Origin of the sequence: Clostridium sp. BSD2780061688st1 H5 (assembly GCF_005845155.1) — a bacterium.
Taxonomy (GTDB): Bacteria; Bacillota; Clostridia; order Lachnospirales; family Lachnospiraceae; genus Claveliimonas; species Claveliimonas intestinigallinarum.
On the sequence record NZ_SPGT01000036.1, the window covers coordinates 1 to 19580 of the forward strand.

Sequence of the window (19580 nt, forward strand, 5' to 3'; positions counted from 1 at the left end):
AGAACGGCGTGGTAACCGTTCTCCTTTTTTATAGTCGGGTGTCCTTTCAGTCACTTCGTGACTTTTGGGACACCCTCATTAAACCAACTGGTGTATAATTGTGTGAAATGTCCCTGTGATATTTGAAAGGAGGGATATTTTGGCGCAGGGGAAAAGACAGGAGAGCAGTACCGGTGTGTACCATGTTATTGCTAAAGGGATCGCCCGGGAAAATAATTTTAGCCAGATAAGAGAAAGGAAATATTTCCAAAAAATTATCAGAAAATATAAGGATAAATACGCAGTGAAAATTTTTTCATACTGCATCATGTCAAATCACGTGCACCTTATGATAGGTGCGGAGCTTCCGGTTTTGTCTTTGTTCATGGCCAGGATCCTGGCAGAATACGCAATTTACTATAATTATAAACATAATCGTAACGGGCATGTTTTCCAGAACAGGTTTACGAGTGAATGTATTGAAACGGAGTCCTATTTCTGGAACTGTCTCAGGTACATCCATATGAATCCAGTGAAAGCCGGAATGGCAGTGCATGCCACGGATTACCGTTTCAGCAGTATGAGAGAATTTTTCCCGGGAAAGGCCAAGGATCCGCTGATACATCCTGACAGCCTGACAATGGCGAAACAGAAATTCGGAGACTGTGCTTTGTTTGAAGAGTTCCACAGGAAAAGAAATTATGAAATCTTTCAGGATATATATAATGAAATGGAGCAGCAGCGGCTTGAGGTGGCAGAAAAACTTGCCAGAGAGATGTACGAACAGGCGCAGATGAATTATCTAACGCAGGTGTTTGAAGAAAAGTCATATCGGGAAGAATATATCAAAAACATTCAGCAGACACTGAATGTGTCGCAGCGCAAATCTAAGCTTCTATATTCGAAAATCAGGAACCAGGTAAAAAACAATTAACACAATTACACAGGGATTTTCTCATAAATGTACACCAGTTGGTTTAATTCCAGACGTAATACTTTTGAAAAGGATTACGTCTCCGATCATATGTGTTATACTATATCCATCATCAAAAAGGAGGACTACACCAATGGAAAGAACAAATGCATGGCTTGGCTACTCCGAAGAGCAGCTGAGCGAGCTGGAGCGTATCAACAATTTATACAAAAGCTGCCTGGATGAGGGCAAGACGGAGCGGGAGTGCGTGAAAGCCGCGGTCCGCATTGCAAAGGAGAAGGGATACAGAGATCTGAATGACATCATCAGCTCAGGCGACAGCCTGAAGCCCGGGGATAAGGTCTATGCGATCTGCATGGGAAAGAGCATCCTTTTGTTCCACATAGGGCGAAAGCCTCTGGAGGAGGGAATGAACATCCTGGGAGCCCACATAGACTCTCCGCGCATTGATGTAAAGCAGAATCCTCTCTATGAAAGCGAGGAGCTGGCCTATCTGGACACTCACTATTATGGGGGAATAAAGAAATACCAGTGGGTGACCCTGCCTCTGGCTCTTCACGGAGTGGTGGTAAAAAAAGACGGAACCACGGTAGATATCTGTGTCGGCGAGAGGGAGGAGGACCCTGTTTTCGCAGTGACTGATCTTCTGGTCCATCTGGCAGGCAAACAGATGGAGAAAAAGGCCAGCATTGTCATAGAAGGAGAAAAGCTGGATCTCCTGGTGGGAAGCAGACCCCTGTCTGGAGAGAACGGCGAGGAGGCTGAAAATGAAAAAGCGGGGAAAGAGGCGGTGAAAAAGCAGATCATGAAGCTCCTGCACGAAGCCTATGATATAGAGGAAGAGGATTTTTGCTCCGCTGAGCTGGAGATCGTTCCTGCCGGACGGGCCCGGGACTGCGGCTTTGACCGGAGTATGATCATGGCGTACGGGCAGGATGACAGAGTGTGTGCCTTCACTTCTCTCTTTGCCATGATGGATGTCTCTGATCTGGACAAGACCGCCTGCTGCATCCTTGTAGATAAGGAAGAGATCGGAAGCGTGGGAGCCACAGGCATGCACTCCCGCTTCTTTGAAAATACCGTGGCCGAGGTGCTGGCTCTCAAGGAAGGAGAGTCTGAGCTGAAGCTGCGCCGGGCGCTGCAGAATTCAAAAATGCTCTCCTCTGATGTGAGCGCTGCCTATGATCCCATGTATGCTGAGGTGTTTGAAAAGAGGAGCTCCGCCTTCTTCGCCAAGGGACTTGTGTTCAATAAATTTACAGGAAGCAGGGGAAAAAGCGGGTCAAACGACGCCAATGCCGAGTATCTGGCCCAGATTCGCCGGGCTATGGACAATCAGGAGGTAGCCTATCAGTTTGCCGAGCTTGGAAAAGTAGACGCGGGGGGCGGCGGAACCATTGCCTATATTATGGCAAATTACGGCATGGAGGTCATCGACAGCGGCGTGGCTGTTCTGTGTATGCACGCACCCTGGGAGATTACCAGCAAGGCCGACGTCTATGAGGCGTATAAAGGGTACAAAGCATTTATACAGGAGCTGTAAAATGTCACGTTCTGGCGGGGAGTGCCGGAAAAGGCAGGGCCCCTGCACATTATTTGAGAACTTGCGGGCTAAGGACTTGACGAACCATGGCAAAAACAGTAAAATATTATGTGCAAATTACTAGGTATTAGTAGAAAGAAAAAATTTTAGGAGGTCATTGGAACATGGCAACAAAATGGGTTTATATGTTCACAGAAGGTAATGCGACCATGAGAAACCTTCTTGGCGGAAAAGGCGCCAACCTCGCTGAGATGACAGGCCTGGGACTCCCGGTACCACAGGGATTTACCGTTACAACAGAGGCTTGTACACAGTACTACGAGGACGGAAGACAGATCAATGACGAGATCATGGATCAGATCATGGCTGCTATGGCTAAGCTGGAGGAGATTACAGGAAAGAAATTCGGAGACAAGCAGAATCCGCTTCTCGTTTCCGTTCGTTCCGGTGCAAGAGCTTCCATGCCTGGTATGATGGACACCATCCTGAACCTGGGATTAAATGAGGAAGTTGTTGAGACTCTGGCAGAGGCATCCGGAAACCCGCGCTGGGCATGGGACTGCTACAGAAGATTTATCCAGATGTACTCAGATGTAGTTATGGAAGTAGGAAAGAAATACTTCGAAGAGCTCATCGACAAAATGAAAGAGGAGAAGGGCGTTAAGCAGGACGTAGAGCTGACAGCAGAGGATCTGAAGACTCTGGCAGGACAGTTCAAGGCTGAGTACAAAGAGAAGATCGGAACAGACTTCCCGTCTGACGCTAAAGAGCAGCTGATCGGCGCTGTTAAGGCTGTGTTCCGTTCATGGGACAACCCGAGAGCAAACGTTTACCGTCGTGACAACGACATCCCGTATTCATGGGGAACAGCTGTAAACGTACAGATGATGGCATTCGGTAACATGGGTGATGACTGTGGTACAGGTGTTGCCTTTACACGTGACCCTGCTACAGGAGAGAACGGTCTGTTCGGAGAGTTCCTGACAAACGCACAGGGCGAGGACGTTGTTGCCGGCGTGCGTACACCTATGCACATCGCAGAGATGGAAGAGAAATTCCCGGAGGCATTTGCACAGTTCAAGGATGTGTGCAAGACTCTGGAGACACACTACAGAGATATGCAGGATATGGAGTTTACTGTAGAGCACGGAAAACTGTACATGCTGCAGACACGTAATGGTAAGAGAACAGCTCAGGCTGCTCTGAAGATTGCCTGCGACCTGGTTGACGAGGGCATGAGAACAGAGGAAGAGGCTGTAGCTATGATCGATCCGCGTAACCTGGATACACTGCTTCATCCCCAGTTCGACGCTGCTGCTCTGAAGGCTGCAACTCCCATGGGCAAAGGTCTTGGAGCTTCTCCGGGAGCTGCCTGTGGTAAGGTTGTCTTCACAGCTGACGATGCTGTAGAGTGGGCTGAGAGAGGCGAGAAGGTTATTCTTGTTCGTCTGGAGACATCACCTGAGGATATCACAGGTATGAAGTCTGCTCAGGGTATCCTGACAGTCCGCGGTGGTATGACATCCCACGCAGCCGTTGTTGCCCGTGGTATGGGTGAGTGCTGCGTATCCGGATGCGGCGACATCGTTATGGACGAGGCAAACAAGAAATTTACACTTGGCGGAAAAGAGTACCACGAGGGAGACTGCATCTCCATCGACGGTTCCACAGGTAACATCTACGACGGAATCATCCCGACAGTAGACGCTACAATCGCTGGTGAGTTCGGACGTATCATGGACTGGGCTGACAAGTACAGAACAATGAAGGTTCGTACAAACGCAGATACACCTGAGGATGCAAGAAAGGCTGCTGAGCTTGGCGCTGAGGGTATCGGACTTTGCCGTACAGAGCACATGTTCTTCGGCGAGGGAAGAATTGACGCATTCCGTGAGATGATCTGTGCTGAGACAGAGGAAGAGAGAGAGAAAGCTCTCGAGAAAGTTCTTCCGTATCAGCAGGGAGACTTTGAGAAGCTGTACGAGGCTCTGGAAGGACACCCGGTAACAATCCGTTTCCTTGATCCTCCGCTTCACGAGTTCGTTCCGACAGAGGAAGAGGACATTAAGAAGCTGGCTGAGGCTCAGGGCAAATCTGTTGAGAAAATTAAAGAGATCATCGACAGCCTTCATGAGTTCAACCCGATGATGGGTCACCGTGGATGCCGTCTGGCTGTAACATATCCTGAGATCGCAAAGATGCAGACAAAGGCTGTTATCCGCGCGGCTATCAACGTACAGAAGGCTCATCCGGGCTGGAAAGTTCAGCCGGAGATCATGATCCCGCTTGTTGGCGATGTGAAAGAGCTGAAATACGTGAAGAAATTCGTTGTTGAGACAGCTGACGCTGAGATCGCTGCCGCAGGAAGCGACCTTGAGTACGAGGTTGGTACAATGATCGAGATCCCGAGAGCTGCTCTTACAGCTGACGAGATCGCTGCAGAGGCAGACTTCTTCTGCTTCGGTACAAACGACCTGACACAGATGACATACGGCTTCTCACGTGACGATGCAGGCAAGTTCCTTGACGCTTACTATGACGCTAAGATTTTTGAGAACGATCCGTTCGCAAAACTGGATCAGGATGGCGTTGGCAAGCTGATGAAGATGGCTATCGATCTTGGAAAACCGGTTAATCCGAAGCTCCACGTAGGTATCTGCGGCGAGCACGGCGGAGATCCGAGCTCTGTAGAGTTCTGCAACAAGCTTGGCCTTGACTATGTATCCTGCTCACCGTTCCGTGTACCGATCGCTCGTCTGGCTGCTGCTCAGGCTGCAATCGCACAGAAGAAAAACTAATCACAGCAGAATACAAGCAGTGTGATTTATATGAAATCCCGTCTCAGAAATGAGGCGGGATTTTGTGGTATAATAACAGAAAAGTAATCACAGGAGGGATAAGCTATGAGTGAGACAGTGATAAGAGCTGTGCGCGGAGATATCACAGAGATTACGGATGTGGATGCCATTGTAAATGCAGCTAACGAAAGCCTGCTGGGAGGAGGCGGCGTGGACGGCGCCATCCACCGAGCCGCTGGCCCAAAGCTTCTGGAGGAGTGCCGGACTCTCCACGGATGCCCTACCGGGGAGGCAAAGATTACAGGCGCCTACGGACTGCCGTGCAAATATGTGATCCACACGCCAGGGCCTGTTTGGAGAGGAGGCAGTCACAGGGAGAGAGAGCTTCTGGCGTCCTGTTACGGATCCTGTCTGAAGCTGGCAGTGGAAAACGGTGTGAGAAGGATCGCATTTCCCTCCATATCCACAGGCGTGTATCATTTTCCTGTGGAAGAGGCAGCCGGGATCGCGGTGGCCGTGGTCAGAAGGTTTGTCAGCGAGCACCCGGGAAAGCTGGAGCTGGTGGAGTGGGTGCTCTTTGACGACAGGACCTGGCAGATCTACAGGAAGGCGATAGACAAAAGAACGGGAAAAAGCGGGGAAGAATGATTGGAAGCAGAGCAGAAGAGAAAGACATTAAAAACATACTTTGGATACGACACCTTTCGTTCCGGCCAGGAGGAGATCATAGACCAGCTCCTTGCCGGTCGGGACGTGCTGGCAGTCATGCCCACGGGGGCGGGAAAATCACTCTGCTACCAGTTGCCGGCCCTTCTCATGCCGGGGACAACGATCGTCGTCTCTCCCCTCATTTCCCTGATGATGGACCAGGTGAAAGCCCTCAACGAGGCGGGAGTGCACGCGGCCTATATCAACAGCTCTCTTTCGGAGGGGCAGACAGCCAGGGCGCTGGAGCTGGCGAGAGCAGGGCGCTACAAGCTCATCTATGTGGCGCCGGAGCGCCTGGAGACGCCCAGGTTCCTGGATTTTGCCTGCCACGCGCAGATTTCCATGATCACAGTGGATGAGGCTCACTGCATTTCCCAGTGGGGCCAGGATTTCAGACCCAGCTATGTGCGGATCCTCTCCTTTATCCGCCAGCTTCCCCTGCGGCCTGTGGTCTCCGCCTTCACGGCCACAGCAACAGAGAAGGTCAGACAGGATATCCTGGCTTCCCTTGAATTAGAGCAGCCCTATGAGACAGTGGCCGGATTTGACAGGCCTAATCTCTATTTTGAAGTGCAGAGGGCCAGGGATAAGAAAGAGCGCGTGCGCCGGTATCTGACGGATCACAGCCAGGACAGCGGGATCGTCTACTGTGCCACAAGAAAGGCAGTGGATGAGCTGTATCTCTATCTGGAAAATGCCGGTTTTTCCGTGGGGAGATACCATGCAGGCATGAGCGCTGACGCCAGGAAAATGAGCCAGGAGGATTTCATATATGACCGCATCCGCGTGATCATTGCCACCAATGCCTTTGGAATGGGCATCGACAAGTCCAATGTCCGTTTTGTGCTGCACTACCACATGCCTCAGAGCATGGAAAATTATTACCAGGAGGCGGGCAGAGCGGGGCGTGACGGGGAACCGGCGGAGTGTATCCTCTACTACTCGCCCCAGGACACGATGATCGGGCGGCTTTTGCTGGAGAGCAAGGAGATGGATGAGACCTATACAGAAGAGGAGCGGCGGACGATCCGGGAGCAGGATGCGGAGCGGCTGCGGAAAATGGAAGGCTACTGCACTACTACGGGATGCCTGCGCAGCTACATTCTCCGTTATTTTGGCGAAAAGGCAGAGGATAGCTGCGGAAACTGCGGCAATTGTCTGACGGAATTTGAGCAGATGGATGCCGCGGAGGCTGCTGCTGATGTGGTCCGGTGTGTGCGGGAATGCGGACAGCGCTATGGCCAGAGCATGATCGCAGGCACGCTTCTGGGAGAGAACACAGCCAGGATAAGGGATCGCGGTATGGATAAGAGCTCTGTCTACGGCAAGCAGAGTAAGCTGGGGAAGGCCCGGATGCAGGAAGTGATACGCACCATGGTGGAGAGAGGGTATCTTTGCCAGACAAAGGACAAATATACGCTGCTGAAGCTGACAGAGAGCTCAGAGAGTTTGCTGGAGGAGACGCAGCCCTTCTATATATCCTATAGGAAGGAAGAGGAGAAGGCTGGGAAGAAGTTAAAGGCTTCCGGGGCTTCGGGAAGGCGGCCGGCCCAGATGGCTGACCTGACAGAAGGGCAGCAGGTGCTCTTTGAAGAGCTGAGGAAGCTGCGCATGAGGTTGGCGGGAAAGAGGAAGATCCCTCCCTACATGGTGGCCTCGGACAAGACACTGCGGGATATGTGCGTCAGGCTGCCCCGCACCAGAGAGGAGCTGCTGGATGTAAATGGAATGGGGGAGAAAAAGGTAAAGCAGTACGGGGAGGCGTTTCTGGAGGTTCTTTTAAAAAAGGGGATATAAAAATGGTCTATCTCACAGGGGATACACATGCGGTATTTGACCGTATCGGTGATTTTTCAGAGAAAGGCAGACGACACCGGGAAGATATACGGATTATTCTTGGAGATACAGGTATCAATTATTTTCTAGGATCGAAGGCCGTGGCGATAAAAGAACATCTGTCAGAACTGCCGGTTACATTTTTCTGTATCCACGGCAATCATGAACAGAGGCCTTTTGCCATAAAAACTCACCGGGAGAAACTGTGGAGCGGCGCGGTAGCCTATGTGGAGGATGCATATCCATCTATTCTGTTTGCCAAAGACGGAGAGATATATGACTTTGATGGGAAAAAGGCAATCGCTATTGGGGGAGCATACAGTGTGGATAAGTTTTACCGGCAGAAGAAAGGATATGCCTGGTATGACAATGAACAGCCGTCTGCTTCCATCAAAAAGTATGTGGAAGAGCAGTTGGACAGAGCGGAATGGAAGATAGACTATGTCCTGAGTTATACGCTGCCTTTGAAATACGAGCCGGTGGATAAATATCTTCCTTTTATCGATCAAGTCCATGGTGTTGGACCGCCTCAGGATCATATTTGAGGATTATGCTGTGCTGGGAGAGTAGCGGACCTGAACTTAGATTGAAAAAAGTGGCGCGGATACTCTTGCTCATGACCCGGCGTCATGAATTATAATCATCCCAGGAGGTGCAGTATGGAGAACAGAAAAGCAATACCAGATGGTTACATGACAGTTGGAGAGCTGGCCGGGAAGATGGGGACCACAGTCCGAACCCTGCAGTATTACGACAGAGTGGGGCTTTTGAAGCCCGCCGCCGCAAGTGAGGGAGGCCGCAGACTGTACACCCACAAGGACATGATCCGGCTCCATCAGATCCAGTCGCTGAAATCCCTGGGATTTTCTCTAGATGACATTAAGAACCGGCTGATCCCTCTGGATACGCCAGAAGAGGTGGCAGAGATGCTGGCAGGTCAGGAGCAGGCCATCCGGCAGCAGATCCGCCGCCTGGAAGAGGTGGCGGCAGAGACGAAGGCTTTAAGGGAGGAAGTCCTCAAGATCAAAGAGGTGGACTTTAAAAAGTACGCGGATATCATAGTCAATCTTCAGATGAACAATGAGTTCTACTGGCTTATCAAGCATTTTGACGAGAGGACGCTGGACCACATCCGGAACCGGTTTGACTGGGAGAGCGGGATGGCCTTCATAGACCGGTTCAATAAGCTGGATGACAGGGTGCTGGCGGTGAAAGAAAGCGGCGTCCCACCGGAGGATGACCGGGCTATGGAGCTGGCCGTGGAGTTCTGGGATATGGTCGTAGAGTTCACAGGCGGGGACATGTCCATGCTGCCTGAGCTGATGGAATTTGGAAATATGATGGACGAGGATCATGCGTGGGCCAGGAAGCAGGCGGAAGTCAATCAGTATTTGCAGCCGGGGCTGGAGCGCTATTTCCGGGAGACGGGCATGGATCCCTTCGGGAAGGAGGGGGAATGATGGATGTGATACAAGTGGCGGACCTTCGAAAAAGCTACGGAAAGACAGAGGTGCTTTGCGGCATTTCCTTCCAGGTGAGAAGAGGGGAGATCTTTGGAATTCTGGGAACCAACGGGGCCGGAAAGACCACGACTCTGGAGTGCATGGAGGGCTTCCGGAAATATGATGGCGGAAGGATCCAGCTGAAGGGCAGCGTAGGCATCCAGCTCCAGTCCGCCTCACTGCCGGGCTGCATGAAGCCGCTGGAGGCGGTGGAGCTGTTTGCGAGATGGAAGAGGACAAAGCCGGACGGAGAGCTTATTGAGGGGCTGGGGATCCGGGAATTTTCAAAGAAAAAGTACGCGGAGCTGTCCACCGGACAGAAGCGCAGGCTGCATCTGGTCCTGGCTCTGACAGGAAATCCGGATATTCTTTTCCTGGATGAGCCGGCAGCCGGTCTGGATGTGAAGGGGCGGCTGGCTCTGCACGAGAGGATTAGGAGGCTGAACCGGCGGGGAGCTACCATTGTCCTGGCCAGCCATGATATGGCGGAGGTGGAGGAGCTGTGCGGCCGCATCGCCATCCTGAACAGCGGCCGCATCGCTTTCCTGGGAACGGCAGAGGAGCTGGCGGACCGTGTGGACAGCCGTTTTGTGATCCGGATCAGGACAGAGCAGGGAGAGCGTACATACCGGGCGGCTCACATCGGCGAGGACCTGCTTCGTATTCTGGAAAGCCTGAAGAGAGAAAAGGTGGAGGTGCTGGATGTCAGTGTCAGCCGGGGAACGCTGGAGCAGCATTTCATGGACCTGGCAAAGGGGGCGTGACAGATGAGTGCATTTTTATACGGAACCCTTCTGCAGTTTAAGATGGACATACGCAGCCGGTCCCTGCTGGTCACCTGCTATCTTGTCCCTCTTCTCTTCTTTGCCATCATGGGAAATATATTTACTGCTCTCATGCCCCAGTCGAGGGATGCGCTGATCCAGTCCATGACTGTGATGGGCGTGTCCATGGGGGCTCTGATTGGCGTCCCGCCCGTCCTTGTGGAAATCTATGGGACAGATGTGCGGAAAATGTATCAGGCAGGGGGAGCGCCGCTCTGCTTTGGCCTCCTGTCTATGCTGCTTTCCGCTTTCCTCCATCTGCTGATCATGAGCGGCATTATGTTCGCGGCGGCAGAGGCACTCTTTGATGCCAAAGTGCCTGAACACCTGCCGGGATATTTTCTGACGCTTGCTTTGTTTATCGGAGCATCCCTGTCTCTGGCCGCGGTTCTGGGGCTGCTGGTCAAAAGCCAGGCAAAGCTGACCATGTACTGTCAGCTTTTGTTTCTGCCGTCTATCATGCTGTCCGGCATCATGTTTCCGGCACAGCTGCTCCCGGATGCCCTGGAAAAGCTGGGAAGGCTTTTCCCTGCCACATGGGGATATCAGCTCCTGGGCGGAGGGGAGGCAGAGCTGTCAGGATATGCTCTTCTCCTTACTGTTCTCGCCGGAGCGGCAGGACTTTGCTGCCTGCTGCTGCGAAGGAGTAGATGCACATAAATTTTGCGCAGGAGCAGAGGAGAGCATAGCATAGAAGCTCTGCGTAAACTGCTGGGAAAATCTGCTCTCTCATGGTATGATTATAAAATAGAGTAAAAAGGAATCCGGATATCTGACATTGTGAAGCGCATGAGAAATATGGAGGAGAAAACCAAGATGAAGAAAACAATCAGTATAAAGGATATCAGGGGAATCAGGATCGGGCAGACAGAAAACCTGGAGGGCGGCACAGGCTGTACAGTCTTCCTCTCAGAGACGGGGATGGCGGCCGGGTTGGATGTGCGGGGAGGCGGCCCTGCGTCCAGAGAGTCGGAGCTTTTGAAGCCTCTGGCGGCCGCCCAGGAGATCCATGCCATTGTGCTGGCCGGGGGAAGCGCCTTTGGGCTGGGAGCTGCCGACGGTGTGATGCAGTATCTGGAAGAGAGAGGGATTGGTTTTGACGTGGGAGTGACGAGGGTTCCCCTTGTTTGCCAGTCAGATCTTTTCGACCTGACAGTAGGAGATCCGGGAGCCAGGCCGGACAGGGCTATGGGCTATGAGGCCTGCCTGAGGGCAGAGGAGGAAAACTACAGAGATGGGAATTGCGGTGCGGGATGCGGCGCCACTGTAGGAAAATTTGCCGGTATGGACTGCTGTATGAAGTCCGGTATTGGCAGCTATGCCCTACAGATTGGTGAACTGCAGGTGGGCGCTGTGGTGGCGGTCAATGCCCTGGGAGATATCTATGACTGGAAAAGCGGACGGAAGCTGGCCGGCCTGCTGGCAGAGGACCGGCGATCTTTCCGCGGGACGGAGGAGCTGATGTACGCCGATACCCGGGCAGTGGACAATAAATTTACAGGCAATACAACCATTGGCGTGATCATCACCAACGCTGCTTTTCAGAAGCCTTCGCTTTGCAAGATCGCCGGTATGGCCCATGACGGCTACGCCCGCTCCATAAGGCCGGTTCACACCACAGCGGATGGGGACAGTATTTACGCTGTCTCCGTGGGAAACGCCGACGGCAGCAGGGTGTGCGCAGATCAGGATCTGGTTGGCGCACTGGCCGCAGAGGTGATGAGCGAGGCCATCACAGTGGCAGTGAAAAGCGCACGGAGCGCTTACGGGTATCCGGCGTGGAAAGACCTGATTGTACTCCCCGCGTCAATATGATAAACTGTAAGAAAATCAGAAGAAAAGACAGGGGGATACTATGCCAGTATTTGATTTCAATAATACACCGGAGGAGTCAAACGCTCCCCAGTGCACCTATACGATCTTTTACTCCAGCCACTCGCAGGCAGGGCCGGATCATCCCATGCTGGTGCTGGACAACAGCGCCGGAAAGCTGAAGCACCACTCAAACGGCGCTTTTACCAACCCGGTCCGAAAGACGGCCTTTGAGTTTAAGACAGAGGAGGGGACGGTCAGCGCGGATATTCTGCAGATCGACGCCCGGTTTGTAAGCCTGCTGAAATGGCTTGGGGAAAACCATATCAACGTGCGTCTGTCCGGCGCGGTCCGGGAGGAAGGCTACGCTGTATACAAGATCCGCGAGATCGCCTTTGGAGGCGGCTCCAAGCTCTCGGCGGAGGATGGCTTTCTGCAGTTTATGATCGAGCGGCTTCTCTCCAGCGATGCGCCCTCGGAGGAGGAGCCTGACGAGGACGAGGAGGAGACCGGGGACAGCATGAAGCTGACCAGCATCCAGAGCATTACGGATTTTATGAACTGCGCAGGAAGGACTCTGCCTGACAATATCCGGCTCTGGGCCAGGAGAAACCTGGCTGTGGCCCGTTCCAACGAGGTCTCTGCGGAAGAACGGCGCCATGCCCAGCGTGCTCTCTCTATTATGATGAACATCCAGTGGAAGGGAAATTATTTTGAGTCCATCGATCCGGTGGAGGCCCGCCGTATCCTGGACGAGGAGCTCTACGGTATGGAGCAGGTGAAGCAGAGGATCATTGAGACCATCATCCAGATCAACAGGACCCACACCCTGCCGGCCTACGGCCTGCTGCTGATCGGGCCTGCCGGGACAGGGAAATCCCAGATCGCCTACGCGGTGGCCAGGATCCTGAAGCTGCCCTGGACTACTTTGGACATGAGCTCCATCAACGATCCGGAGCAGCTCACCGGCAGCTCCAGGATCTACGCCAACGCAAAGCCTGGGATCATTATGGACGCCTTCTCCATGGCGGGAGAGTCCAATCTGGTGTTTATCATCAACGAGCTGGACAAGGCGGCTGCGGGGAAGGGGAACGGAAACCCGGCGGATGTGCTCCTGACCCTTCTGGACAACCTGGGATTTACGGACAACTATATTGAGTGCATGATCCCCACCGTGGGCGTGTACCCTATCGCGACTGCCAATGACAGGGAGCAGATCAGCGCGCCCCTCATGTCCCGGTTTGCCGTCATCGAGATACCGGACTACACCCCGGAGGAGAAGAAGGTCATATTCTCGGAATATGCCCTCCCAAAGGTGCTGAAGCGGATCGGCATGGAGAAGGACGAGTGCAGCCTGACGCAGGACGGACTGGATGCAGTCATTGACCTGCACAGGAACACAAGCGGCATCCGGGATCTGGAGCAGGCAGCGGAGCATATTGCCGCCAACGCCCTGTACCAGATCGAGGTGGATCATGTGAAATCCGTCACATTTGACGCCCAGATGGTGCGAAGGCTTCTCGGATGATCAAAGACAAAATAAAAGAAAACGGTCCGGAATGAACAGGCATTTCCGGACTTTTCTGCTATCCGAAAAAGAGCCGGGAAAGGGGCAAAGGAAAAAGTATGACAGATCTTAACTGGACAGCCTTCTATCTGATCCTGGTCAATATCATTGCATTTGCGGCATTTGGGATCGACAAGCGGAAGGCTGTCAAACATAAATACAGGATTTCGGAGGCCACCCTGCTGGGGCTGGCTCTCATCGGCGGATCCGCCGGAGCCCTGGCGGGCATGCACCTGTTTCACCACAAGACGAAAAAGCTTTTGTTCCGGGCTGTCCCAATGCTGCTGGCAGTCCAGATAGCGCTTCTGATCATTTTCTAAAGCCCTGCCTGAAGCGGCCGGGAAAAGGATGGACCGGACAGGGAAGGATGACGAAATATAGACAGAAAAACAGGTGACAGAGAAATAGAAGACAGCGAGGAGACATACGGGTATGGGAAATATAATAGAGATCAGGGATTTTGCCGCAGGGGAGCTGGACGTCTACGCCCGGCTGACAGAGGCCCAGCTTCTGAACAGGGACAGGCCGGAGGAGGGGCTTTTTATCGCGGAGAGCCCCAAGGTTGTCATGCGTGCTCTGGACGCAGGCTATGAGCCGGTCTCCATTTTGGCAGAGGACAGGCACATAAACGGGGAGGCGCGGGAGGTGCTCGCCAGATGCCCGGATATCCCGGTGTACACAGCTTCCTTTGAGGTGCTGATGCAGCTCACCGGATACAAGCTGACCCGGGGACTTCTCTGCGCCATGCGCCGCAGGCCTTTGCCCCGGGTGGAGGAGCTGTGCAGGCGCGCGCGCCGCATCGCCGTCCTGGAAAATGTCATGAATCCCACCAATGTGGGCGCCATTATCCGGTCTGCGGCGGCTCTTAACATGGATGCAGTCCTCCTGACGCCGGGATGCAGCAACCCCCTGTACCGGAGGGCGGCCCGGGTCAGTATGGGGACGGTCTTCCAGATCCCCTGGACCTTTCTGGAGGAAGAGGAGGCGGGAGCCTGGCCACGGGAGGGGATGGATTACCTGAAATCCCTGGGATTTTCCACAGCCGCCATGGCTCTCCACGATGAGTCCGTGGACATCGACGACCCGGTCCTCCGGCAGGAAGAAAAGCTGGCCCTCATTCTCGGGACCGAGGGAGAGGGGCTGCAGGAGGAGACCATAGCCGCCTCGGACTACACCATCAAGATCCCCATGAGCCACGGAGTGGACTCCCTGAATGTGGCGGTTGCCAGCGCGGTGGCCTTCTGGGAGCTGGGAAAATGACTGGAAGGAGAAAGATGAGATGAGGATAGCAGTGGTTTCGGACACTCACGGGCTTTTGCGCCCGGAGGTGAAGAAGATCATCGGGACATGTGACGCCGTCCTCCACGCGGGGGATATATGAGAAAAATAGAGACAGAAAGGAAGTGTTCACTATGAGACTGTTTATCGCTATACGGCTCTCCGATGACATGCAGAAGGCCCTGGTGTCCTGCATGCACGATCTGAAGAAGCAGGGGGTGGAGGGAAACTATGTCCCTGCCCAAAATCTGCACATGACGCTGGCCTTTATCGGGGAGTATGACGATCCGGGAAAGGTAAAGGAAGTAATCGGGAAGGTGCCCCTGCCCGGCTTCAGGCTGGCCCTGGACGGGCAGGGAAATTTTGGCAACATCCTGTGGGCTGGGGTGAAGGGGAACCAGAAGCTGAAGGCCTATGTGAAGGAGGTGCGGGAGGCCCTGAAGGAGAATGGGATTCCTTTTGAGAATGACAGGTTTGTGCCCCATATTACCCTGATCCGTAAAATTTCCGCCAAAAAGCCCTACCAGATCCATCTCCCGAAGGCGGAGATGACGGTGAAGAGAGCGTCTCTCATGAAATCAGAGACGAAAAACGGAAAAGTGGTTTACCGGGAGTTGTAGGTCATGGGCATGGATGAAGACAAGTGGGACAGGCTTTTAAGGATCCGGACAGCCGGGCGGGACGACTCGCAGGCGGATCAGTACCGGTACCCCTACGAGCCCACGCCCTACTCTGTACTGGAGAGGCTGGCCAATTCCGGGTATATCCGGAAGGGGAATACATTGCTGGATTACGGCTGTGGCAAGGGGAGAGTGGATTTCTTTCTGTCCTGGCAGACAGGGTGCCGGACGATTGGTGTGGAGTACGACGAGAGGATCTTTGACAGGGCGCGGGACAATGCGAGGACTGCAGTCCGGGCAGGGAGAACTGTGTTTGAGATGGCGGACGCGGAGCATTTTCCGGTGCCGGAGCAGGTGGACCGGATCTATTTTTTCAACCCATTTTCCCAGGAGATCCTGCGGAAGGTTATGAGTCGGATACAGGAGTCCTGGTATGGGGTGCCCAGGGAAATCCTGCTCTTTTTCTACTATCCGTCAGATGAATACATTTCATATCTGATGACAGTGGAGGAGCTGAGCTTTCTGGACGAGATAGACTGCCGTGACCTCTTCCCGGGAGGGGACATGCGGGAGAGGATCATGGTGTTTGCCTGCGGGGCAGGAGACGGCGGAGAGCCGGATTTATTTTAAATGAAGACAGAGGAGGACCATATGGCCAGAATCAGGATTATAAAGAAGAACGACGAGTTCAATTCAGAATATGAAATCGGGGATATTTTTGAGATAGAGGGCACCTGGTACGGGGGTGTGCACATCACCGGGAAGTCAGGGGTTCCGGTTTCCCTGGATAAGGATGAGTATATGGAGCTGGACACAGAGCCTGAGCCGGATGATGAGGAAAACACAGAGCCGGGTGGAGAGAAGGACGGAGGAAAGGTCGGGGAAAAGGCTCCAAAGAGGGATATCCGGGCAGGCGATATTGTGCGGCATTTTAAGAGGGAGTGGGTGTCCCAGGAGACGTCGGAGTATCTCTACAAGGTGCTTGCCTTTGCGCAGCACACGGAGACAGGGGAGCGTCTGGTGATCTATCAGGCTCTGTATGCCCCGTTTAAAATCTGTGCCAGACCTTATGCCATGTTTATGAGTCTGGTGGACAGAGACAAGTATCCGGATGTAAAGCAGACATACCGGTTTGAGAAGCAGGAGGTGTGAGAAGATGGCGCAGGAGAAGACAAAAGAGCTGTACAGACTCCTCCTTGAGAAGGGATATCCGAAGGAGTTCTGCGCTGAGATCGCCTACAAAAATATGAATACAGACTTCACGGCCGGCCGGATGCTGGGGTATCTGCACCGGGTCGGCAACCCCAGGATCGAGGACCTGGTGGATGAGATGCTGGCAATCTTAAGCGACAGGCAGCAGATCATGCAGAAGAAGGAGATGGAGCAGGCACAGGCAGTGATGAACGATGTGTACAGGAATGGGCTGTAGAGTCAGCAGACAGAAGCAGGAAAGGGGAGGTGAGCCTTTATGGCGCTTTACGCACTGGGAGATCTGCATCTGAGCTTTCAGGCCGACAAATCCATGGATAAATTCGGGAGAGTGTGGCGGCACCATGAGCGCAAGATCGAGAAGTATGTCCGGCAGATCGTGAAGCCGGAGGATACACTTGTGCTCACCGGGGATCACTCCTGGGGGAGGAAGCTGTCCGAGTGCCGGGAGGATCTGGCGTTTATAGAGAGACTTCCTGGCCGCAAGATCCTTCTTCGGGGAAACCATGACATGTTTTGGGACGCGAAGAAGACGGAGCGCCTGAATGAAGAATTTAAGGACAGACTCTTCTTTTTGCAGAATAATTTTGCGGCATATCAGGATTACGCCCTGGTGGGAACAAAGGGCTACACATTTGAGGGCCCCTTTTATCTGGACGGCAGAGGCCGCATCCTGGGCTGGGACGAAAAGAGTGAGGCCCACGCGAAAAAGCTGGTGGCCAGGGAGATGACCCGGCTGCGGGACTCCTTTGAACAGGCCCGTGAGGCGGGTTACCGGAAATTCGTCATGTTCCTGCACTATCCGCCCACCAGCATATTGGAAGAGACCTCTCCCTTCACAGAGATAGCAAAGGAGTATCATGTGACCGCTGTCGTGTACTCCCACTGCCACGGGGAGAGCCGCTTCGGAGACAGTATACGGGGAGAGTGCCGGGGCATCCGGTACATGCTGGTGTCGGGAGATTACCTGGGCTTCCGGCCAGCGGAGGTGCTGCCTTAAGGAGAGGGGCAGACTATGTGAACAATGGAAATGAATCAGGAGACAACAGGGACTGGAGGCGGCGGAGCTGCTGGAGGTATTCCAGTGGAGCGCCGGGGACGTGTATTGCCGGGAGAAGATGGGCAGGATCCGGGAGAAGGTGAAGAAAAACGAAGAGAAATACCCGGTGGAAAAGGCGTACGGAAGCAAAGAGAAATACACGGAGCTGAAGGGCTGAAAGCCTCTTTGTCCTTTTGGAACGCATTTTGGCTGCCTGCTGCGAAAAATCCGTTCAAAAAGGCGGCTCCATGTGATAAAATAGGCAGGAAAACGACAGGGAGGATTTTTGAAGATGAAAATAGCAGTAACCTATGACAATGGAAACATATTTCAGCATTTTGGCAGGACAGAGAGCTTTAAGGTGTACCAGGTGGAGGATGGAAAGGTGGTCTCCAGCGAGATACTTGGCTCCAACGGCACCGGACATGGAGCCCTGGCAGGACTTCTGGCAGACCAGTCGGTGGATGTGCTGATCTGCGGCGGCATCGGAGAGGGAGCCCAGGCTGCCCTTCAGGAGGCGGGCGTAGAGCTGTGCGCCGGCGCTGCGGGAGACGCGGATCAGGCAGTGGAGGCCTATCTGAGAGGAGAGCTGGTCTCCACAGGGGCAAACTGTGACCACCATCACGGGGAGGGGCACGAATGCGGAGACCATGGAGAGCACAAAGAGGCCGGGGAGGGCCAGTCCTGTGGCAGTGGCTGCGGATCAGGCTGTGGCGGCGGCTGCGCAGGGGGATGCGGCTCACAGCCCGCTGTCACCGGGCGGAATGTGGGAAAGACATGCCGCACCCACTACAGGGGAACCTTCAACGACGGAACCCAGTTTGACTCTTCCTATGACCGGGGTGAGCCGCTGGAATTTATCTGCGGCGCCGGCCAGATGATCCGGGGATTTGACCAGGCTGTGGCTGACATGGAAGTGGGACAGGTGGTGGATGTCCACCTGATGCCGGAGGATGCCTACGGTATGCCGGATCCCAGCGCCGTCTTTATGGTTGAGATTGCCCAGCTCCCGGGATCAGAAGAGCTGGAGGCGGGGCAGCAGGTGTATCTGACCAATCCATATGGACAGCCCTTCCCGGTGAAGGTAGTGTCCAGGGATGAGGCTACCATCACCTTTGACGCCAACCATGAGATGGCAGGGAAGGAGCTGAACTTCCGGATCGAGCTGGTGGAGGTAAAATAGACAGGATGGGATGTGTATATTTTGTCCGCCACGGGCAGACAGTGTGGAATGTGGAGAACAAGATCTGCGGTGCCACGGATATTGAGCTGACAGAGCTGGGGCATCGGCAGGCCATTGAGACTGGAGAGAAGATACTGGCAGAGGGGATACAGGCCGATGAAATCCTCTACTCCCCTCTTGTCCGGGCGGCGGAGACGGCCCGCCATATCTCGGAGATCACCGGGATACCCAGACGGATGGAGCCCCGTCTGAGAGAACAGAATTTTGGAAAGTGGGAAGGCACATCCCGCCGCGGAGCCCAGTTTCAGAAGGCAAAGGAGGACTTCTGCTGCCGCTACGACGGCGGGGAGTCCATGCTGCAGCTGGCCCAGAGAGTCTACAATCTGCTGGATGAGATCAGGGCGCAGGCAGGGGAAAAGACCTATATCCTGGTGGCCCACAACGGGATTTCCAGGGTGATCCAGTCCTATTTCTTTGATATGACAAACGCGGAGTACGCCGCCTTTGGCGTGGAAAACTGCGCGGTGCGCAGGTATGAATTCTAACGGGGCAGAAGGACGACCGCCAGACCATTGGGTTGACAATGGAGCGTTTGCTCACACCTGAGCCTTAATATATTAAAAAAAATTCCCCTCCCTCTCCGCTTGCGCTTCGAGGGAATAAAAAACATAGAGGGTGTCCCAAAAGTCACGAAGTGACTGAAAGGACACCCGACTATAAAAAAGGAGAACGGTTACCACGCCGTTCT

Annotated in this window: 21 protein-coding genes; all 21 read left to right on the plus strand. The window is 53.8% G+C overall.

The window, feature by feature from the left end; genetic code table 11:
• Nucleotides 1-139: 139 nt before the first annotated feature.
• The 21 genes from FGQ86_RS15025 (at nt 140) to FGQ86_RS15130 (ending at nt 19377) form a co-directional block, all read left to right on the plus strand.
• A complete protein-coding gene (locus FGQ86_RS15025) occupies nt 140-913 on the plus strand; it encodes a transposase (RefSeq protein WP_138304924.1) in 774 nt (257 codons plus the stop codon).
• 133 nt (nt 914-1046) lie between these two features.
• Complete coding sequence (locus FGQ86_RS15030; protein WP_033127047.1) at nt 1047-2456, plus strand: aminopeptidase; 1410 nt, start codon at nt 1047-1049, stop codon at nt 2454-2456.
• A 164-nt stretch (nt 2457-2620) separates the two neighbouring features.
• Nucleotides 2621-5254, plus strand: coding sequence for a pyruvate, phosphate dikinase (gene ppdK, locus FGQ86_RS15035; protein ID WP_033127046.1), 2634 nt, complete (start codon nt 2621-2623; stop codon nt 5252-5254).
• Between the two features lie 105 nt (nt 5255-5359).
• Nucleotides 5360-5902 carry an O-acetyl-ADP-ribose deacetylase gene (locus FGQ86_RS15040; RefSeq protein WP_138304926.1) on the plus strand — a complete coding sequence of 181 codons (543 nt, stop codon included), beginning with the start codon at nt 5360-5362 and terminating at the stop codon, nt 5900-5902.
• Nucleotides 5903-7759 carry a DNA helicase RecQ gene (gene recQ, locus FGQ86_RS15045; RefSeq protein ID WP_138304928.1) on the plus strand — a complete coding sequence of 619 codons (1857 nt, stop codon included), beginning with the start codon at nt 5903-5905 and terminating at the stop codon, nt 7757-7759.
• A complete protein-coding gene (locus tag FGQ86_RS15050) occupies nt 7642-8343 on the plus strand; it encodes a metallophosphoesterase (protein WP_138304930.1) in 702 nt (233 codons plus the stop codon). Before recQ ends, FGQ86_RS15050 begins: the two co-directional genes overlap by 118 nt.
• Before the next feature lie 114 nt (nt 8344-8457).
• A complete protein-coding gene (locus FGQ86_RS15055; protein ID WP_138304932.1) occupies nt 8458-9258 on the plus strand; it encodes a MerR family transcriptional regulator in 801 nt (266 codons plus the stop codon).
• Nucleotides 9258-10064, plus strand: a complete 807-nt coding sequence (locus FGQ86_RS15060; protein WP_347562526.1) for an ABC transporter ATP-binding protein — start codon at nt 9258-9260, stop codon at nt 10062-10064. Before FGQ86_RS15055 ends, FGQ86_RS15060 begins: the two co-directional genes overlap by 1 nt.
• A gap of 3 nt (nt 10065-10067) precedes the next feature.
• Nucleotides 10068-10784, plus strand: a complete 717-nt coding sequence (locus FGQ86_RS15065) for an ABC transporter permease (protein WP_138304936.1) — start codon at nt 10068-10070, stop codon at nt 10782-10784.
• Between the two features lie 156 nt (nt 10785-10940).
• Complete coding sequence (locus FGQ86_RS15070; RefSeq protein ID WP_138304938.1) at nt 10941-11939, plus strand: P1 family peptidase; 999 nt, start codon at nt 10941-10943, stop codon at nt 11937-11939.
• Nucleotides 11940-11979: 40 nt separating this feature from the next.
• Nucleotides 11980-13464, plus strand: coding sequence for an AAA family ATPase (locus FGQ86_RS15075; protein WP_138304940.1), 1485 nt, complete (start codon nt 11980-11982; stop codon nt 13462-13464).
• Nucleotides 13465-13562: 98 nt separating this feature from the next.
• Nucleotides 13563-13823, plus strand: a complete 261-nt coding sequence (locus FGQ86_RS15080) for a DUF1294 domain-containing protein (RefSeq protein ID WP_138304942.1) — start codon at nt 13563-13565, stop codon at nt 13821-13823.
• A gap of 112 nt (nt 13824-13935) precedes the next feature.
• Nucleotides 13936-14763, plus strand: a complete 828-nt coding sequence (locus FGQ86_RS15085; protein WP_138304944.1) for an RNA methyltransferase — start codon at nt 13936-13938, stop codon at nt 14761-14763.
• A 19-nt stretch (nt 14764-14782) separates the two neighbouring features.
• On the plus strand, nt 14783-14884 hold the full coding sequence (locus FGQ86_RS15090) for a metallophosphoesterase family protein (protein WP_306465207.1): 102 nt from the start codon (nt 14783-14785) through the stop codon (nt 14882-14884).
• Between the two features lie 31 nt (nt 14885-14915).
• A complete protein-coding gene (gene thpR / locus FGQ86_RS15095; RefSeq protein WP_033127037.1) occupies nt 14916-15401 on the plus strand; it encodes an RNA 2',3'-cyclic phosphodiesterase in 486 nt (161 codons plus the stop codon).
• Nucleotides 15402-15404: 3 nt separating this feature from the next.
• The gene (locus FGQ86_RS15100) at nt 15405-16031 is read left to right on the plus strand and encodes a class I SAM-dependent methyltransferase (protein WP_052084189.1); all 627 of its coding nucleotides are present in this window, start codon (nt 15405-15407) and stop codon (nt 16029-16031) included.
• Between the two features lie 21 nt (nt 16032-16052).
• On the plus strand, nt 16053-16553 hold the full coding sequence (locus tag FGQ86_RS15105) for a DUF1653 domain-containing protein (RefSeq protein ID WP_033127052.1): 501 nt from the start codon (nt 16053-16055) through the stop codon (nt 16551-16553).
• Nucleotides 16554-16557: 4 nt separating this feature from the next.
• Nucleotides 16558-16830 (plus strand): hypothetical protein, encoded by a 273-nt coding sequence (locus FGQ86_RS15110; protein ID WP_033127036.1) that lies wholly within the window; start codon nt 16558-16560, stop codon nt 16828-16830.
• A 39-nt stretch (nt 16831-16869) separates the two neighbouring features.
• Entirely contained in the window at nt 16870-17610 is a 741-nt protein-coding gene (locus FGQ86_RS15115; protein ID WP_033127035.1) for a metallophosphoesterase, read from the plus strand.
• 331 nt (nt 17611-17941) lie between these two features.
• Nucleotides 17942-18832, plus strand: a complete 891-nt coding sequence (locus FGQ86_RS15125) for a NifB/NifX family molybdenum-iron cluster-binding protein (RefSeq protein WP_138304946.1) — start codon at nt 17942-17944, stop codon at nt 18830-18832.
• Nucleotides 18833-18837: 5 nt separating this feature from the next.
• On the plus strand, nt 18838-19377 hold the full coding sequence (locus tag FGQ86_RS15130; RefSeq protein ID WP_138304948.1) for a histidine phosphatase family protein: 540 nt from the start codon (nt 18838-18840) through the stop codon (nt 19375-19377).
• Nucleotides 19378-19580 lie beyond the last annotated feature (203 nt).

Bases quoted from the DNA above. Each gene is read 5' to 3' on its own strand.
- FGQ86_RS15040 (WP_138304926.1), top strand. From the start codon at position 5,360: ATGAGTGAGACAGTGATAAGAGCTGTGCGCGGAGATATCACAGAGATT.
- FGQ86_RS15115 (WP_033127035.1), top strand. From the start codon at position 16,870: ATGGCGCTTTACGCACTGGGAGATCTGCATCTGAGCTTTCAGGCCGAC.
- FGQ86_RS15105 (WP_033127052.1), top strand. From the start codon at position 16,053: ATGGCCAGAATCAGGATTATAAAGAAGAACGACGAGTTCAATTCAGAA.
- FGQ86_RS15070 (WP_138304938.1), top strand. From the start codon at position 10,941: ATGAAGAAAACAATCAGTATAAAGGATATCAGGGGAATCAGGATCGGG.
- FGQ86_RS15030 (WP_033127047.1), top strand. From the start codon at position 1,047: ATGGAAAGAACAAATGCATGGCTTGGCTACTCCGAAGAGCAGCTGAGC.
- FGQ86_RS15080 (WP_138304942.1), top strand. From the start codon at position 13,563: ATGACAGATCTTAACTGGACAGCCTTCTATCTGATCCTGGTCAATATC.
- FGQ86_RS15090 (WP_306465207.1), top strand. From the start codon at position 14,783: ATGAGGATAGCAGTGGTTTCGGACACTCACGGGCTTTTGCGCCCGGAG.
- FGQ86_RS15075 (WP_138304940.1), top strand. From the start codon at position 11,980: ATGCCAGTATTTGATTTCAATAATACACCGGAGGAGTCAAACGCTCCC.
- FGQ86_RS15125 (WP_138304946.1), top strand. From the start codon at position 17,942: ATGAAAATAGCAGTAACCTATGACAATGGAAACATATTTCAGCATTTT.
- FGQ86_RS15100 (WP_052084189.1), top strand. From the start codon at position 15,405: ATGGGCATGGATGAAGACAAGTGGGACAGGCTTTTAAGGATCCGGACA.
- FGQ86_RS15065 (WP_138304936.1), top strand. From the start codon at position 10,068: ATGAGTGCATTTTTATACGGAACCCTTCTGCAGTTTAAGATGGACATA.
- FGQ86_RS15055 (WP_138304932.1), top strand. From the start codon at position 8,458: ATGGAGAACAGAAAAGCAATACCAGATGGTTACATGACAGTTGGAGAG.
- thpR (WP_033127037.1), top strand. From the start codon at position 14,916: ATGAGACTGTTTATCGCTATACGGCTCTCCGATGACATGCAGAAGGCC.
- FGQ86_RS15085 (WP_138304944.1), top strand. From the start codon at position 13,936: ATGGGAAATATAATAGAGATCAGGGATTTTGCCGCAGGGGAGCTGGAC.
- FGQ86_RS15130 (WP_138304948.1), top strand. From the start codon at position 18,838: ATGGGATGTGTATATTTTGTCCGCCACGGGCAGACAGTGTGGAATGTG.
- ppdK (WP_033127046.1), top strand. From the start codon at position 2,621: ATGGCAACAAAATGGGTTTATATGTTCACAGAAGGTAATGCGACCATG.
- FGQ86_RS15060 (WP_347562526.1), top strand. From the start codon at position 9,258: ATGGATGTGATACAAGTGGCGGACCTTCGAAAAAGCTACGGAAAGACA.
- FGQ86_RS15110 (WP_033127036.1), top strand. From the start codon at position 16,558: ATGGCGCAGGAGAAGACAAAAGAGCTGTACAGACTCCTCCTTGAGAAG.